We start from the raw sequence: 14439 nt of genomic DNA, 5'->3' as shown, positions 1-14439 counted from the left end.
CCTGTCAGGGGCGGTGTGTCGCGGGGTGGGCTGGAGCGTGCCGGGCGCTACGGCGCGTCTGGCCCGGTGTTGCTTGTGTTGGGTATCGATTGGTGCGGTGTCTGGCTGTGGGTCGGCGCCGCCGTTACGTTTCGCCGAGCTCTTCACCGACCCCCCGGTCCCCCCTGGCTCCGTGCAGCTGCTGAGTACCTGGTCCGAGCGGGCGGCCCACACCGTGCGCTCCCTGCTGCTCGCGGGCTGGCTGCTGCTGATCGCCACCCTGGTGGTGCCGGGCCTCGACCCCTGGCCCGTCGACGTCAACACCTGCGGCCCGATCCAGAGCTGCCACAGCCACCAGGGCAACCAGATCTTCTGGGGGGTGGTGGTGCCCAGTGGGATCCTGCTCCTCGTGGTCGTGAGCCATGAGCTCTGGCGACGCATCTGCCCCCTGGCCTTCGTCTCCCAGACCTTCCGGGCCCTGGGGCTGCAGCGCACCGTGACGGGCCGCAACGGGCGCCGCGAGGTGGTGCGGGTGGAGCCCACCTCCTGGCTCGGACGCCACCATGTGCAGCTGCAGTGGGGCCTGTTCGTCGCCGGGCTGAGCCTGCGGCTGCTGCTGCTCAACAGCCACACCGTGGCCCTGGCGGTGTTCCTGGTGCTCACGCTGGTGGCGGCCCTGGCGGTGGGCTGGGCCTACGGCGGCAAGGCCTGGTGCCAGTACATCTGCCCGATGGCCCCCGTGCAGACCGTGCTCACCGGTCCCCGCAGCCTGCTGGGCAGTCCGGCCCACCTGCAGACCGGCAGCCGCATCACCCAGTCGATGTGCCGCACGGTGGATGCCAGCGGCAAGGTGCAGAGCGCCTGCGTGGCCTGCCAGGCCCCCTGCATCGACATCGACTCGGAGCGGACCTACTGGCAGAGCCTCTCCGGCAAGCGCGGTCTGGCCTGGGCCTGGACCTCCTATCCCGGTCTGGTGATCGCCTTCTTCCTGCTGGTGGAGACCAGCTCCCGTGAGGGGGTGGATGCCCTGCGCAGCGGCCTCTGGGCCTACGACACCGAGCCGATCCATCGCCTGCTGGCCCCCCTCGGCGACGGCCGCTGGACCCTGCATCTGCCCAGGCTGCTGACGATCCCCGCCCTGCTGCTGCTGGCGGGCTGGCTGTCGGTGCGGCTGTTCGAGGCGCTGCGGGGCTGGCTGCTGCGGCAGCTGCCCACCCTGCCCCCGGAGCGGGCCCAGGAGCTGGCCACCCAGCGCAGCCGGCTGCTGGCCTCGTTCGCGGGCGTGAACGCGTTCTTCTTCTTCGCCGATCCCACCCTCGGCGTGGCCGGGCCCCTGGGGGGACAGCTCATCCGCTCGCTGGTGCTGGTGGTGAGCGGCATGTGGCTGCACCGCGGCTGGCGGCGGGAGCGGGCCACCTACACCCGCGAGAGCACCAGCACCAGCCTGCGCAAACAGCTGGAGCGCCTGGTGCCCGATCTGGCCCGCTATCTCGATGGCCGCGCCATCGGCGAACTGAGCTCGGAGGAGGTGTTCACCCTGGCCAAGGTGCTGCCCGCCCACATGAGCGACACCAACCGCCGCCTCTACCGGGAGGTGCTGGCCGACCTGTTCAGCAGCGGCCGGCTGGAGCGCGCCGCCTCGCTGGTGCAGCTGGAGGAGCTGCGCCAGTCGCTGGGGCTGGTGGAGGAGGACCACCACGCCGCCCTGCGGGAACTGGCGATCGAGGATCCGCGCATCCTGCAGCTCGATCCCCAGCAGCGGCAGATCCGCTCCCTGCGCCAGGCCGCGGCGGCCGAGGCGATCGACGAACTGCTGCTGCTCACCCGCGCCGCCGACCTGGCGGAGCTGGCGGCCCGGCCCGCCTGGCGCGACCAGCTGGAACGGATCCGCCGCACCAACCACCTCGATGACGCCTGCTGGCAGGAGCTGCAGGCCCGCTTCGGGCCCAGCTCCGAGCAGTCGCGCCGCCGCCTGCAGCAGTGGATCCAGACGCTGGCGGCCCAGATCGCGGCCCGCCGCAGCCTGGAGCAGGCGGCGGCCGAGGAGCCGATGATCCGCCCGCTGCTGCCCACCATCGATCGCCAGCTCACCAGCCTGCTGGTGACCCTGGCTCCGGCCCTGCGCGCCCTGGAGGAGCCTTCCCCGGCGACGGCCGACGCCGCCGGTGCCCCGGAGCCCCAGGCGTCGTTGCTGCTGCAGACGGCGGCCCTGCTGCCGCTGCTGCCCGAGTCGCTGCTGGCCCAGGTGCGGCTGCGGGATCTGCCCCTGCCCGCCCCCCGGCGCGACCTGGCGGCCGAACGGATCGCCAGCCTGCCGGATGCCCTGGTGGTGCTCGAGGGCCTCTGGCAGGACCCCGACCCCGACACGGCCCTGTGGGTGCTGTGGCTGCTGGATCGCCTGGCGCCGGAGCGCGGCCAGGACCTGCGCCACGCGCCGCGGCTCGGACCCTCCAATGCCACCCTCGATCGGCTGCGCCGCTACGAGCCGGTGCCGGAGCTGCGGGCGGTGGTGCAGCTGCTGCGGGTGCCGCTGGTGGCCGATCTCTCGCCGGCGGCGCTGCTGAGCATGCTGCGGCTGGGGGATCTGCGCACCCTGGCCCCCGGGGCGGTGCTGTTCGAGCTGGGCGACCAGGCCGACACCGTGACGATCCTGCTGGAGGGGAGCTGCGAGGTGCTGCGGCCCGCTGGCGCCGCCGCCGGCGACGACCCGAGCCTGCAGAGGGTGGCGCTGCTGCGGCCCGGTGAGCCCATCGGCGAGGTGGCCTACTTCGCCGACCACCGGCGTCGCTCCACGGTGCGCGTGGCCGAGGAGCCGGTGCGGGCGATGGTGTTCCGCTCCACCCAGTTCGAGCAGTTGCTGCAGCAGTCGCCGGAATTCAGCCGCGGGCTGCTGCGCCAGCTGGCCATCAAGATCGAGAACCTCTATGCCCTGGCGGCGCGCCGCCCCCTCGCCCTGGCCGATGGGGGCGCGCCCGGTGGAGCCGCCAACGGTGCGGCCAGTGGAGCCGCCAGCGGCGCGGCGGCAGGATAAGCAGAGTTCTCTCAAGGCCCGTGACCCAGCCCTGGCACCCCGTTCCCGGTGGCGTCACCGCCCCCGAGGGTTTCCTGGCGGCCGGGGTCACGGCCGGCCTCAAGGCCTCCGGCAAGCCGGATCTCTCGCTGCTGCTGGCCCCTGAGGGGGCGGTGTGCGCTGGCACCTTCACCACCTCCCTGGTGCGGGCGGCCTGCGTGGATCTCTGCGCCGAGCGGCTGCAGGCCTCCGGCGGCCAGGCCCGGGCCGTGCTCACCAACTCCGGCCAGGCCAACGCCTGCACGGGAGAGCGGGGCCGGGCCGACAGCCTCACCGCCACGGCTGAACTGGCCGCTCGCCTGGGCCTGGAGCCCGAGCAGGTGCTGATCTGCTCCACCGGCGTGATCGGCGTGCCGATCCCGATGGACACCCTGGTGGAGGGCCTCGATCCCCTGGTGGCGGCCCTCCGCCCGGAGGGTGGCGCCGACGCCGCCACTGCCATCCTCACGACGGATCTGATCGACAAGCAGATCGCCCTTGAGGCGAGCTTGGGCGGCCGCCGCGTGCGCATCGGCGGCATGGCCAAGGGCTCGGGGATGATCCACCCCGACATGGCCACGATGCTCGGCTATCTCAGCTGCGATGCCGGCGTGCCGGCCGAGGTCTGGCAGGGGATGGTGAAGCGCGCGGTGGATCGCTCCTTCAACGCGATCACGGTGGACGGCGACACCAGCACCAACGACACGTTCCTGGCCTTTGCAGCCGGCGAGCCCCTGGGCCCCGAGCACTTTGAGGCGTTGGAGGCCGGCCTGACGGCGGTGTCGCAACACCTGGCCCGCGCCATCGCCCGCGACGGTGAGGGGGCCACCTGTCTGATCGAGGTGCAGGTGGAGGGGGTCGCCCATGACGCCGGCGCCCGCGCCATCGCCCGCACCGTCTGCGGCTCGTCGCTGGTGAAGTGCGCCGTGCACGGCCGCGACCCCAACTGGGGCCGGATCGTGGCCGCCGCCGGCCGCGCCGGCGTGGCCTTCGATCCCGAGGCGGTGGCCCTGTGGCTGGGGGAGCATCAGCTGATGGCCGCCGGCCAGCCCCTGGCCTTCGACCGCCCCGCCGCCTCCGCTTACCTGCGGGCGCGGGCCGCCGGCGCCTATCTCGGCGGCGCTGGAGACGGCGGCGACACGGTGCTGATCCGTCTGGTGGTGGGCGCCGGCCCCGGCCGCGGCACGGCCTGGGGCTGCGACCTCTCCGATCAATACGTGCGCATCAACGCCGATTACACGACCTGATCGGGTCCCGGTGGGGCCTGTCTTTTTTTGCGGCTGAAACCGAGCCTCGCCTTAAACCGGCGGTTCAGGCGTTCGAGGGTGCCTGGGGATGCTTGGTGACCCACACCGCCTGGGCCGTTCCGAGCAGCGAGGTCTGCACCTGGGCCATGAACTGCTGCAGGCGCTGCTGCTGGTCGGCCTGGGAGGGCAGCATGTCGGAGAAGGTGGCCGCGTGGCAGAGGTCCACCAGCAGGGCCACTTCGTCGGAGCTCAGGCAGAGCAGATGCTCGTCGTGATGGTGCGTGACTTTCACAAGGGCTGCCGATCAACGCAAGTCGACGTTACGGCGGCTACCGCGCCCTTGGGCGAAGGCAAGGGTGGCGTCACGGGCGGCAACGTTCGACTCCGGCGGTAGGGGCGGGTCTGTGGGCGCGGGCAGCACCGGCCCCGGTCTGAACGCGGATGCCCGCCGGGCGGATGGCCTCAGCTGAAGCCGCGCAGCAGCAGTTCCACGAGGGCCAGGCCGGCCAGGCCGGTGAGGGCCAGCAGGGATGTCAACTGGGGCATGGCTTCGCTCGCCCGTCTGGCTGAATCGTAAGGGAATCCTTAAGGACCGACCAGGACGGCCGTGGGGTCTGGAATGAAGCGACACCGAGCTTCATGGAGGCGCCGTCACATCGCGTTACGGCGCTCTGGCTGCCCAGGCGGGGCGGCCACCCCGCGGGCGTCAGGCGTCAGGCGTCAGGCGTCAGGCGTCCTGCCGCTCCAGTGCCTCCAGCAGCTGTCGGTTCACCAGCAGCTGCGACTGGCTGTAGTAATCGCCCGCGGCCTTGATCAGAAGGGCGATGACCTGGCGGATGATCAGGTTGGCCCCGGCCGCCGCGTGGATCAGGGGACCCTCGCCCTTGCCCTGCTCCCTGAGCCCCTTCAGGAGCCGGACCTTCAGTCCGCGGGCCAGGCTGACCTGGCCCGCGGGTGTGCCCAGCCGCGCCGGTAGCTGGGCCGCCTCCCAGTCCTCGCTTGCCTCCGCCTCCACCTCAGGCCTCGCCAGGCCGCGGAGCTGGCGGTGCCCCGTGCCGTCCAGGACCTGGATCCGGCGGAAGTGGTGATCCTGGCTGGCTGGCCCCGGTGCCGCGAAGCCGTAACCGGAGGCCAGCAGCAGGATCAGGGGCAGATCGATCGCCAGCTCGGGCGTTCGCGCCGCCATCACCCCGGCGCCGACGATGCCGCGCAGCAGGAACTGGTGCAGGTCGGCGAGATCGCGGGGGGTGGTGCCGAGGCCGTCGGGGCCCCCGGCTGGATCGCTGGCGAAGTGGGCGGTCGCGGCCTCGGTGCGGTAGCGCCCCTGCCAGACCTCGCGATCCCGTGAGGCGGGGATCTGCCGGCGCACGTCCTCGGCGATGGTCCGCGTCTGCTCAGGGCTCGGAGCCGCCAGGAGCGCGCCCACCAGTTTCGGCAGCAGCCGATCGGCGATCCCCTCAAGCGTCAGTGGCGCCATGGGGGCGTCGCAGCCGGCAGCAGGCCCACGCTAGTCGTGGGTGCTGGGGCCGCCGATCGCCGCGGACCCGTCAGGATGGCGTCGGCAGCTGCGTGTCTCTCGCCATGGTTCAGGCCGCCCCAGCCGGCACGGCCCCCGGTCCCGCCTCCCAGCCCAGGCCGCGGCTCTGGCTGGGGTCGCTGGTGGCGGGGCTCTGTTTCGGCCTGGGCTATGGCCTCACCCAGCGGCTGGTGGATCTGAACGTCACCGATCTGGTGCGCTTCGGCCAGAACTTCGACGTGCAGCCCGTCCCCGGCACCAGCCTCGAGAGCCTGCGGCTGCGCTTCGGGGCCGAGGCCCAGCAGATCCGCGGCATCCTCGACCTCGATCAGCTGGAGCGGCAGCAGGGTCCCGCCGAGGCCGAGGCGCCCAAGGATCCCGACCCGCTGGAGCCCACCGCACCGGAGCCCAGCTCCGCGTCCGAGCCGTCCCCCGCGCCGGCGGCGGTGGAGCGGGCCCCGGAGCCGGTGGTCCTGCCCACCCCCGCCGAATCACCCGCTCAGCCGCCTGCTCAACCGCCCGCCCCGGAAGCGGAGCCAGCTCCCGCCGGCCGGCCCTGATCTGCCACAGTCTGGGGGCACCCTCCGGCCTGCCATGAGCGCGCCCCAGACGCTGATCCAGGCCGCCGTCAACCGTCTGGCCGCCCGGCTGGGCTCCGGCCTCGCCGATGCCGCCGCCGGCCTGGCGGTGATCGCCCAGGATGCCCCCGAACGCCTCCTGCAGGAATGGCAGCTGTTCGTGGAGGAGGTGGAGCAGGAGGCCGAGCGGCTGGAGCAGCCCGACACCGACGCCACCGCTGAGTCCGCGGCCAGCTGGTCGGCTGCGGGCCAGGAGGGCCCGGTTGGCGCCCACGCTGCCGATCCCCACGGCGCCGCTGCCGGCGTCAGCCCCCAGGACCAGATCGACCAGCTGCGGGCCCGGGTGGCCCAGCTCTCCCGCCGCCTTGAGGACCGGGCCTGATGGCGCACCGGCGCAACGGCCTGCCTCAGGGTCCGCAGGGCAGCCCGGCCGGAGGCTGGCTGCAGGAGCTGCTCCTGGGGCTGCGGGGCGTGGGGCGCTCCCTGCGCATCTGGCGCTCGGTGCTCCAGCTGCTGCTCGGCCTGTGGTGGGACAGTGCCGACTGGACCTACCCCGGTGGCGTCACCCCTGAGCGGCGGGAACGGCGTCAGCGGCGCCGGGCTCGCTGGCTCACCGCCGAGCTGCTGGGCCTCGGCTCGGCCTTCATCAAGCTCGGCCAGCTGCTCTCGGCCCGCCCCGACGTGCTGCCGGCCGGCTGGGTGGAGGAGCTGGCCCACCTGCAGGACCGGGTGCCGGCCTTCTCCTTCGCGGTGGCCCAGCAGCTGCTGGAGCAGGAGCTGGGCGAGCGCGTGGCCGAGATCATCGACATCGAGGAGCAGCCCCTCGGCGCCGCCAGCCTGGCCCAGGTCCATCGCGCCTCCCTGCGCAGCGGCCGCCAGGTGGTGTTCAAGATCCAGCGGCCGGGCCTGGAGCGGATCTTCCGGCTCGATCTGGAGGTGATGCAGCAGGTGGCCGCGGTGCTGCAGCGCCATCCCCGCTGGGGTGTCGGCCGCGACTGGGTGGGCATCGCCCAGGAGTGCCGCCGGGTGCTGCTGCGCGAGCTGGATTTCCGCCTGGAGGCCGAGCACGCCGCCCGCTTCCGCCAGCAGTTCCTCGACGATGCCGGCATCCGCATCCCGGCGGTGGTGTGGGAGCTCAGCAGCCGGCGCGTGCTCTGCCTCGACTACCTGCCCGGCATCAAGATCACCGACCGCCCGGCCCTGGTGGCCGCCGGCATCGACCCGGCGGCGGTGGCGGAGAAGGGCGCCGCCAGCTATCTGCAGCAGCTGGTGCGCTTCGGCTTCTTCCACGCCGATCCCCATCCCGGCAACCTGGCGGTGGCGGCCGATGGCGCCCTCATCTACTACGACTTCGGGATGATGGGGCAGATCTCCCAGCGGCTGCGCAGCCGTCTGGGCCGGATGGTGACGGCCGCCGCTGCCCGCGATGCCAGCGCCCTGGTGGCGGAACTCCAGGCCGCCGGGGTGATCGCCACCGGCATCGACGTGGGGCCGGTGCGGCGGCTGGTGCGGGTGATGCTCACCGACGCCCTCACTCCGCCCTTCTCGGCCAACGTGATCGAGAAGCTCTCCGGCGACCTCTACGACCTCGTCTACGGCCAGCCGTTCCGCCTGCCCAGCGAGCTGATCTTCGTGATGCGGGCCCTCTCCACCTTCGAGGGGGTCGGCCGCAGCCTCGATCCCGGCTTTAGCCTGGTCGCCATTGCCCGCCCCTACCTGCTGCCCCTCATGACCTCCAGCGGCGGCACCAGCGACCTCATCAACCAGCTCGGCCGCCAGGCCGCCGAGGTGGGCAGCCGTGCCCTGGGCATTCCGCGGCGGCTGGAGGAGAGCCTGGCCCGGATCGAGCAGGGCGATCTGCAGGTCCAGATCCGCGCCGGCGAAACCGATCGGCTGCTGCGGCGCCTGGCCCTGAGCCAGCAGAGTTCCGGTCAGTCGGTGCTGCTCGGGGCCCTGGCGGTGTCAGCGGCGCTGCTGGCCGCCAGCAGCAACCCGGTGCTCAGCGCCATTCCCCTGGCGGCTGGCGTGCCGGTCGGGCTGGGCTGGCTGCGGCTGCAGGCCCGCCTGCAGCGCGATGGCCGCCTGGAGAAGCTGCCGGGGGCCGAAGGCGGCGGCAACTGAGGGTCGACGCTCAGACCGCCGGCCCCGCCCCGTCAGCGCCGCCTGATCACGACCATGGCGCAGTCGTCCTCCAGGGCGGACTGACTGGCGAAGTGCTTGGCGTGGGCCAGCAGGCTGTTCAGGTGATCCATCAGGCCGGGAGACTGGGTGCCCCCATCGGCGAGCAGGTCCTGCCAGTGGGTCTTTAGGCGCTCCAGTCCCAGCGGCTCGCCGGAGCTGCTCTCGGCCTCGGAGAGCCCGTCGGTGTAGGCCAGAAGGACGTCACCGGGCTTCAGGGCATGCTGGGCTGTCGGGTAGACAACGTTGGGGAAGGCCCCGAGCAGCAGGCCCTGGGGTGGCGTCAGCACCTGCACCCTGCCGTCTGTGAACAGCAGGGGATGGCAATGGCCACCATTGGCCAGCGTGAGCTGGCCATGGATGGGGTCCAGAACGCCGCAGAGCAGGGTTGCGTAGAAGTCGTTCTCCTGGTCCTGGCAGAGCAGGTTGTTGAGCTGGGCCAGCAGGATGCCGGGATCATCACTCTGGATGGCCAGGGTTCTCAGAATCCCCAGGATTCGGGTCATCAGCAGAGCGGCGGCGATCCCATGACCGGTGACATCGCCAATGCAGAACAACAGCTTCTGGTTCTCCAGCGAGAGGACATCGAAGAAGTCGCCTCCCACCGATGTGGCGGTCTCCAGAAGGGCGTGGGCCTCGTAGGGATGGCTGCCGGGCAGCAGCGGCCTCTGCAACGGCAGCAGGGAGCACTGCAGTCGCTTGGCGATGGCCAGATCCTTGCGGAGTTGCTCCAGTTCCAGGCGCCTGCGCTGGGCTTCCAGGGCCCGCACGTTGCCGGCCCGGATCCGCTCGGTGAGCAGGCACATCAGGTTGCGGGCAACGCCCGGCAGTCGCGTCAACTCCCGCCAGAAGAAGTCGCGGGTGATGCAGAGGCATTCGAGCTCGCTGGCGGCCTGCACCAGGGCGGAGGCTGGGTCGGCATCGATCACGGAGAGTTCCCCCAGGCACTCGCCCGGCGGGATGGTGATGACGTCGGGACTTGCTCGAGGTGCATCCGAAAGAATCACATGGGCTTCACCTCGCAGCACGATGAACAGCTGCTCGTTCCGTTCGCCAGGGGTGAGCAGTATGTCCCCCGGGCTCAGCCGGCGAATGGGGCAATCGCCCAGGGCGTCCTGCAGGGCCTGCTCCGGGGCATCGCGGAAAATGGGGATCCATCCAAACGTTCTGATCTGGTTCTGGAACGCGTTGGCTTCGGTCATGGCGGGCTTGTCCATTGAACGCGCATGCTGAGCCTGTTGTGACCATCGGCCTGCGTGTAGGTGACGTGGTCGGCGTTGTGCAGGATGAGGTTGATGCCCTGCCCGCCCGGCTGAAGACGGGCCGCCTGCGGAGGGGTGCGTTGTGCTGGGATGCGGCGTGGCGTCGGCTCGAACGGCAGGAACGTGTCGACGAGTTCAAGGATGGCGCTGCCACTGCCATCCGGCTCCCCATGGATGGTCACGGTGGTGGTCATCTCCGCGTGGTGGCTCCCGGAGGGCAGAACGCCGTGGTTGAGCAGATTGGCGAGGGCCTCCTGCAGGCAGGTGTCCAGTCTCTGAAGGCTGTGCTCCGGCAGGCCTGCCTCGCGGCCGACGGCATGAAGCCAGGAGGCACAGTCCCACAGGGCCTGGGGACTCAGCGTCTCGGGGAGGTGGTGGCTGGCCTCACACCGTCTGGTCACAGCCCGGCTCAGGCTGTGGTGAGCTTGGTGAGGGCCTCATCCAGGGTGGAGAAGCTGGGGATGGCGGCGGTGATGCCCGTGATCTCCAGGGTGTCTCTCACCTGTTGATTGTCCCCCAGCAGAAGCGCCATCTTGCCGCCATTCTGATTGAGGCGTCTGGCGAGATTGATCACGGATCGGATGCCGACGGAGGCCAGGAAGGAGGCCCTGCGAAGGTCGACCAGGATGCGCAAGTTTGCCTCTTTTGTGAGGGCCAGGAATGGCTCCTCCACGGCCTCGATTCCGGCCATGTCGAGACGACCAATCAGGGAGATATGGCGGACCCCCTGGGGCATGTCTTCATGGTCAAGGCCAGATGTTTCCATGGCGGTGGCATGGCGGCTGTCTGAATCCTATCTCCGCTATCCGGAGCGCGCCTGATTCTTCAATTGGGGTTGCATGCGCGTGTTGGTTTTGTCGCCTAGTCTGGCTGTGTCAATGGTTGGCCGTTCCGATGGATGCGCCCGATGAGCCCGCAGTTGTGAATGAGCGCAGGGCTTACGAGCGGGTCCTGATGCCCCTCACCAACGGTGCGGTGGCGGCCATGCTGCCGTCCGCTTCAGGAGCCCGCCTGTACAGCAGTGTCTGGAACCTGAGCCTGGGGGGAGCGTGTCTGCTGCTGCCCCGGGGCGGTGGCGATGACCTGGTGGCTGAGGGGCTGGGGGTCTTCAGCGACGGAGACGGAAACTCCAACGACCTCGCCTTCCGCGTGGTCTGGGTGGAAAGCCTCGGCCTCTCCTACTTCGTGGGTGTGGCCTTCGCCGCCGTGCCGCTTCCCCCCGACACCATCCTTGAGTCGTTTGTGACGCGCTGAGCAGGGCAACGGTGCCTGGATTCAGGGGCGCCATGGAGCGGTGCCCAGGACGGGATCCTCCTGGGCCGCTCGACACAGGCCAGCAGCTGCATCTGGCGCCTGGCCCTGAGCCAGCAGAGCTCCGGTTAATCGGTGCTGCTGGGCCCCTTTGACGTTGGCCGCTGCCTTGCCGGCGGCCAGCGCCAGACCCGCCTGAGCCGTGATGGCCGGCTGGATCGCCTGCCCGGTGCCGGGGTCAGCCCAGCACCATCACCCCAGCCGCCACCAGAAGCAGCAGGCTGACAAAGGCCAGGATCGGACACATTCGGATCAGGCCGAGAATCCCGATGGAGTCGGGCAGCCCCATGGACCGCTTAAAGCGGCTCATGGTCTGCTGGATCGCGGCAAGCCACTTAGTCATGGGAGCTGGGTGGTGGAGGGATCGGGAGAGCGGCGCGGACTGGAGCCTGGTGTGCCGCTCTTGACGCGGTACATCGCTTGGTCGGCCTGGGCCCAGGCCTGATCCAGGCTGGCGTCCGCCTCGCTGAGGCTGGCGCCGATCGAGGCTTCGATCCCGGCCTGCCTGAGGGAGCGTTGCAGCCGTTCCACCAGTTCCTCCAGGCCCTGCGCGGTGGGGTTGAACACCAGCAGGGCGAATTCATCGCCGCCCACCCGGGCCAGCAGATCGCTGCTGCGCAGCTGGGAGGCCAGCTGGGAGGCGGCACTCTGCAGCACTTGGTCGCCGATCAGGTGTCCCTGCTGGTCGTTGATCTGCTTGAAACCATTCAGGTCCACCACCACAAGGCCGTACGGGCGGCTGTGGCGCTGGCGGCGGCTCTGCTCAAGGGCCAGGGCCTCGTCCCAGGCCCGGCGATTGGCGATGCGGGTGAGGCTGTCGGTGCGGCTTTCCCCCAGCAGGGCCTGATTTAGACGGCGCAGGCGCACTTCCGAGCTGCGGCTGATCAGCACCACAGCGGTGGTGGCCAGCAGACCCATCGCGAAGACCAGGGCCGCAGTACGGCGTGAGATCCGATCGAGCGCGGCGTGGTTGACGCTGAACTCGGTGCTCACCAGCTGATTGGCGAAGGGCACGGTCCGCAGAGCGATCAGCTTGTGGTCCTCCTCGTCCAGGTCCGGCCGGTGCTGATGCAGGCTGATCTGGTTGGTCAGCACGCTGGCGGAGCTCAGCTTCACGGCCGTGGTGATCTGGCCGCCCCCGGACGGGAACAGGTCCTGCAGGGTCTGATCGTGACCGCTGATCTCCTGGGTGCTGCTGCTCAGGTCCACCAGGGCGAAGGCGGTCTTCGCCTCCCCCCGGATCGTCAGGGGGCCATAGAGAAAGGCCAGCCAGTTGCTGGAGCGCCCTGGGATGGGGTAAACCCGCACCGCTAAGGGATTCAGTCCGTAGCCGAGCTGGTTGCAGCGATGCTGGTGCAGATCGGCGCTGAGTTCGCGCGTGGCCTGGCTGAGCTGGGTCTGCACAGCGCGCTTCTCCCCGTCGTCGTGGTTCTGCAACGGCAGGCCCTTGAGGATCGCGAGGGTCTGTTGCGCCGTGAGACTGGTGGAGTGGAAATCCTCGAGGGCCCAGCTGCCTGGTGTCACCACCCCGATGCTGGCGTTGGAGTCGGGGTCCGTGCGTTCCCCTTCCGGTTCACCGATGAGGACATCTCTGTGGGCCAAGGCCAGGGCCGCGAGCGTCCGTCCGATGGCCGTGCATTTGGCCGAGGCCAGATGGCTCACCACCGAGGCCCCCACGGCCTCGAGCGGTTCGTGCAGGAGCCGGTAGGTGTAGAGGCTGGCGGCCGTGGTCATCGAAAGGCCGAGGGTCGCCAGGATCAGGCAGAGGCGGGAGCACCCACTGGCCTGTCTCATTTTCCCCTCAAGGGAGAGATCCGGATCGGGGAGCCGGGTCATCGCAGATCGGGAGCTTCCCAGGCGGCAGGAACTCCAGGTGACCCATCGGCCCTCCCACCGGAACCAGGCCTGGTGAGGACGGCCAGCGGTTGTTGCAGACGTTGGCAGTCCAAGTCAGGCCTCAGGCGGCCTTGCCCCTGGGGCCCCGATCGGCGGCGCCGGCGTAGATGGCCTGGCTGCCCAGTTCGTCCTCGATGCGCAGCAGCTGGTTGTATTTGGCGACGCGCTCGGAGCGGCTCAGGGAACCGGTCTTGATCTGGCCGGCCCGGGTGGCCACGGCCAGGTCGGCGATGGTGGTGTCCTCGGTTTCGCCGCTGCGGTGGCTGATCACGCTGGTGTAGCCGGCGCGACCCGCCAGGTCGATCGCCTGCAGGGTTTCGGTGAGGGAGCCGATCTGGTTCACCTTGATCAGGATCGAGTTGGCCACCCCCAGGTCGATGCCGCGCTGCAGGCGGCTGGTGTTGGTCACGAACAGGTCGTCGCCCACGAGCTGCACCGTCTTGCCGAGCTTGTCGGTTAGCAGGGACCAGCCGTCCCAGTCGTCTTCGGCCACACCATCCTCGATCGACACGATCGGGTAGCGGCTCACCAGCTTGGCCAGCTCCTCCACCATCTCGGCACTGGAATAGCTGCCGCCGCCAAAGGCATAGCGGCCATCCTTGTAGAACTCGGTGCTGGCCACATCGAGGGCCAGGGAGATCTGGTCGCCGGGGCGGTAGCCGGCCTTCTCAATGGCCTGCACCAGGATGTCGCCGGCGGCGTCATTGCCCAGGTCGGGGGCGAAGCCGCCCTCGTCACCGACGGCGGTGCTCATGCCGCGTTCCTGCAGCAGACCCTTGAGCACGTGGAACACCTCAGTGCCCATACGCAGGGCCTCCCGGAAGCTGGGGGCGCCGTGGGGCACGAGCATGAATTCCTGGAAGTCCAGGCTGTTGGCCGCGTGGGCGCCGCCGTTGATCACGTTCATCAGCGGCACCGGCAGCAGGTTGGCCATCGGCCCCCCGAGGTAGCGGTAGAGGGGCAGGCCCACGCCGGCGGCGGCGGCCCTGGCCGTGGCCATGCTCACGGCCAGGATCGCGTTGGCCCCCAGGGCACTCTTGTTGTCGCTGCCGTCCAGCTCGATCATCGTCGCGTCCACCGTGCCCTGGTCGAGGGCGCTGAGGCCGCACAGGGCGGGGACGATCTTCTCTTCGATGTTGCTCACGGCCTGGAGTACGCCCTTGCCGGCGTAGCGCTTCGGGTCGCCGTCGCGCAGTTCACAGGCCTCGTGGGCGCCGGTGCTGGCGCCGCTGGGCACGATCGCCCGGCCGCTGGCACCACCTTCGAGCACCACTTCGGCCTCCACCGTGGGGGTGCCGCGGGAGTCGAGCACTTCCCGGGCCACGATGGTGTCGATGACGAGGTCGAGGGTGTCGATCACAGCAGCCTGGTGTCTGTGCGCCAGATCCTATGGGTCGCCCCCGCCCGGCCCTTGGTGATCGTT

The 14439-nt window shown here is 70.4% G+C and carries 14 protein-coding genes; 6 read left to right on the top strand and 8 right to left on the bottom strand.

Features of this window, described 5'->3' with window-relative positions:
• Positions 1-172 precede the first annotated feature (172 nt).
• Together ACLV7J_RS08360 and argJ are read left to right on the top strand one after the other, a co-directional pair.
• On the top strand, positions 173-3010 hold the full coding sequence (locus ACLV7J_RS08360; protein WP_411868644.1) for a cyclic nucleotide-binding domain-containing protein: 2838 nt from the start codon (positions 173-175) through the stop codon (positions 3008-3010).
• A 20-nt stretch (positions 3011-3030) separates the two neighbouring features.
• Entirely contained in the window at positions 3031-4275 is a 1245-nt protein-coding gene (gene argJ, locus ACLV7J_RS08355; RefSeq protein ID WP_411868643.1) for a bifunctional glutamate N-acetyltransferase/amino-acid acetyltransferase ArgJ, read from the top strand.
• Between the two features lie 64 nt (positions 4276-4339).
• On the opposite strand, the gene ACLV7J_RS08350 is transcribed toward argJ, so the two are convergent.
• Together ACLV7J_RS08350 and ACLV7J_RS08345 are read right to left on the bottom strand one after the other, a co-directional pair.
• Positions 4340-4567 (bottom strand): hypothetical protein, encoded by a 228-nt coding sequence (locus ACLV7J_RS08350; RefSeq protein ID WP_411868642.1) that lies wholly within the window; start codon positions 4565-4567, stop codon positions 4340-4342.
• 435 nt (positions 4568-5002) lie between these two features.
• The gene (locus tag ACLV7J_RS08345; protein ID WP_411868641.1) at positions 5003-5752 is read right to left on the bottom strand and encodes a hypothetical protein; all 750 of its coding nucleotides are present in this window, start codon (positions 5750-5752) and stop codon (positions 5003-5005) included.
• Between the two features lie 104 nt (positions 5753-5856).
• Between ACLV7J_RS08345 and ACLV7J_RS08340 the strand changes: the two genes are divergently transcribed.
• From ACLV7J_RS08340 to ACLV7J_RS08330, 3 genes are read left to right on the top strand one after another with little or no spacing between them, the layout of a single operon-like run.
• Entirely contained in the window at positions 5857-6351 is a 495-nt protein-coding gene (locus tag ACLV7J_RS08340; RefSeq protein ID WP_411868640.1) for a hypothetical protein, read from the top strand.
• 34 nt (positions 6352-6385) lie between these two features.
• Positions 6386-6751, top strand: coding sequence for a hypothetical protein (locus ACLV7J_RS08335; RefSeq protein ID WP_411868639.1), 366 nt, complete (start codon positions 6386-6388; stop codon positions 6749-6751).
• Positions 6751-8490: an ABC1 kinase family protein gene (locus ACLV7J_RS08330; RefSeq protein ID WP_411868638.1), complete on the top strand. Its 1740-nt coding sequence runs from the start codon at positions 6751-6753 to the stop codon at positions 8488-8490. The genes ACLV7J_RS08335 and ACLV7J_RS08330 overlap by 1 nt, the downstream gene beginning before the upstream one ends.
• Positions 8491-8522: 32 nt before the next feature.
• On the opposite strand, the gene ACLV7J_RS08325 is transcribed toward ACLV7J_RS08330, so the two are convergent.
• The 3 genes from ACLV7J_RS08325 to ACLV7J_RS08315 are packed head-to-tail and all read right to left on the bottom strand — an operon-like array spanning position 8523 to position 10545.
• Positions 8523-9749: a PP2C family protein-serine/threonine phosphatase gene (locus ACLV7J_RS08325; protein ID WP_411868637.1), complete on the bottom strand. Its 1227-nt coding sequence runs from the start codon at positions 9747-9749 to the stop codon at positions 8523-8525.
• Positions 9746-10210, bottom strand: a complete 465-nt coding sequence (locus ACLV7J_RS08320) for an ATP-binding protein (protein WP_411868636.1) — start codon at positions 10208-10210, stop codon at positions 9746-9748. Before ACLV7J_RS08320 ends, ACLV7J_RS08325 begins: the two co-directional genes overlap by 4 nt.
• 8 nt (positions 10211-10218) lie before the next feature.
• Positions 10219-10545, bottom strand: a complete 327-nt coding sequence (locus ACLV7J_RS08315) for an STAS domain-containing protein (RefSeq protein WP_411868635.1) — start codon at positions 10543-10545, stop codon at positions 10219-10221.
• 218 nt (positions 10546-10763) lie between these two features.
• Between ACLV7J_RS08315 and ACLV7J_RS08310 the strand changes: the two genes are divergently transcribed.
• Positions 10764-11063 carry a PilZ domain-containing protein gene (locus tag ACLV7J_RS08310; RefSeq protein WP_411868634.1) on the top strand — a complete coding sequence of 100 codons (300 nt, stop codon included), beginning with the start codon at positions 10764-10766 and terminating at the stop codon, positions 11061-11063.
• A 235-nt stretch (positions 11064-11298) separates the two neighbouring features.
• On the opposite strand, the gene ACLV7J_RS08305 is transcribed toward ACLV7J_RS08310, so the two are convergent.
• From ACLV7J_RS08305 to eno, 3 genes are all read right to left on the bottom strand, one after another.
• Positions 11299-11463 (bottom strand): hypothetical protein, encoded by a 165-nt coding sequence (locus ACLV7J_RS08305; RefSeq protein WP_411868633.1) that lies wholly within the window; start codon positions 11461-11463, stop codon positions 11299-11301.
• Complete coding sequence (locus tag ACLV7J_RS08300) at positions 11460-12956, bottom strand: GGDEF domain-containing protein (RefSeq protein ID WP_411868632.1); 1497 nt, start codon at positions 12954-12956, stop codon at positions 11460-11462. Before ACLV7J_RS08300 ends, ACLV7J_RS08305 begins: the two co-directional genes overlap by 4 nt.
• A gap of 121 nt (positions 12957-13077) precedes the next feature.
• Positions 13078-14376 carry a phosphopyruvate hydratase gene (gene eno / locus ACLV7J_RS08295; protein ID WP_411868631.1) on the bottom strand — a complete coding sequence of 433 codons (1299 nt, stop codon included), beginning with the start codon at positions 14374-14376 and terminating at the stop codon, positions 13078-13080.
• Positions 14377-14439 lie beyond the last annotated feature (63 nt).

Source organism: Vulcanococcus limneticus LL, assembly GCF_943369875.1.
In the GTDB taxonomy this organism is placed as follows: Bacteria; Cyanobacteriota; Cyanobacteriia; order PCC-6307; family Cyanobiaceae; genus Vulcanococcus; species Vulcanococcus limneticus_A.
This window is presented reverse-complemented; position numbering and strand designations above follow the sequence as displayed.

Coding starts and splice junctions, on each gene's coding strand:
- ACLV7J_RS08345 (WP_411868641.1), bottom strand. CDS start 5,752: ATGGCGCCACTGACGCTTGAGGGGATCGCCGATCGGCTGCTGCCGAAA.
- ACLV7J_RS08340 (WP_411868640.1), top strand. CDS start 5,857: ATGGTTCAGGCCGCCCCAGCCGGCACGGCCCCCGGTCCCGCCTCCCAG.
- ACLV7J_RS08335 (WP_411868639.1), top strand. CDS start 6,386: ATGAGCGCGCCCCAGACGCTGATCCAGGCCGCCGTCAACCGTCTGGCC.
- ACLV7J_RS08330 (WP_411868638.1), top strand. CDS start 6,751: ATGGCGCACCGGCGCAACGGCCTGCCTCAGGGTCCGCAGGGCAGCCCG.
- ACLV7J_RS08325 (WP_411868637.1), bottom strand. CDS start 9,749: ATGACCGAAGCCAACGCGTTCCAGAACCAGATCAGAACGTTTGGATGG.
- ACLV7J_RS08315 (WP_411868635.1), bottom strand. CDS start 10,545: ATGCCCCAGGGGGTCCGCCATATCTCCCTGATTGGTCGTCTCGACATG.
- ACLV7J_RS08310 (WP_411868634.1), top strand. CDS start 10,764: ATGCCCCTCACCAACGGTGCGGTGGCGGCCATGCTGCCGTCCGCTTCA.
- ACLV7J_RS08305 (WP_411868633.1), bottom strand. CDS start 11,463: ATGACTAAGTGGCTTGCCGCGATCCAGCAGACCATGAGCCGCTTTAAG.
- ACLV7J_RS08300 (WP_411868632.1), bottom strand. CDS start 12,956: ATGACCCGGCTCCCCGATCCGGATCTCTCCCTTGAGGGGAAAATGAGA.